This is a genomic window from Nocardia mexicana NBRC 108244, assembly GCF_001613165.1.
Classification (GTDB): Bacteria; Actinomycetota; Actinomycetes; order Mycobacteriales; family Mycobacteriaceae; genus Nocardia; species Nocardia mexicana.
Window position 1 is genome coordinate 1 of record NZ_BDBV01000175.1, and the last position, 817, is coordinate 817.

Genomic DNA, 817 nt, shown 5'->3' on the forward strand with positions numbered 1-817 from the left:
TCGGCGGGCACGGCCTTGTCGATGCTGGTCAGGAACTTGCGGAACTCGGTCGCGCGGTGCCGGCGGTGTAGTTCGCCGATCACGGTGCCGTCGGCGATGTTGAACGCAGCGAACAGGCTGGTCGTGCCGTGCCGAGCGTAGTCGTGGGTGCGGCGCTCGGGCATGCCCGGCATCATCGGCAGCACCGGCTGCGACCGGTCCAGAGCCTGCATCTGACTCTTCTCATCGACGCAAAGAACGACAGCTCGTTCGGGCGGATTGTGGTACAGGCCAACAACATCCACAACCTTCTCCACGAACAACGGATCGGTCGAGATCTTGAAACCATCACTGAGGTGCGGTCTCAGCTCGAACCGCCGCCAGATCCGCCCAACCGTCGATTTCGACAACCCGCTCCGCTCGGCCATCGACGACCGAGACCAGTGCGTGGCACCGGATGGCAACTGCTCGACAGTCAACTCGACCACCTGCTGCACCTGATCCAGCAGGATCGACGGCGGCCGGCCCGGCCTCGGCTCATCAGCCAGACCGGCCAACCCGTACTCGATGAAACGACCCCGCCACTTACGCACCGTCATCGCCGACACACCCACCTCGGCCGCCACATGCGTGTTGAACGCACCAGGCTCGGCGCAGGCCAGCACGATCCGGCACCGCAACGCATACGCCTGCGTCGAGGTCGCCGCCCGCGCACCTCGCACCAACTCTCGACGCTGAGCCTCGGTCACCACCAAATCCGGACCCGACCTCGGCCTCCCGCTCCTTACCACCGCCGAATCCTACAATTAGCCAACGGATTTCAGGCGCGGAACACTAG

1 protein-coding gene is annotated in these 817 nt (G+C 64.7%); it reads right to left on the reverse strand.

Annotation, left to right across the window (positions count from 1 at the left end; translation table 11 throughout):
- A partial coding sequence (locus NM1_RS40650; protein WP_255286287.1) for an IS630 family transposase occupies positions 1-728 on the reverse strand: 728 nt, incomplete at its 3' end.
- Between the last annotated feature and the right edge of the window lie 89 nt (positions 729-817).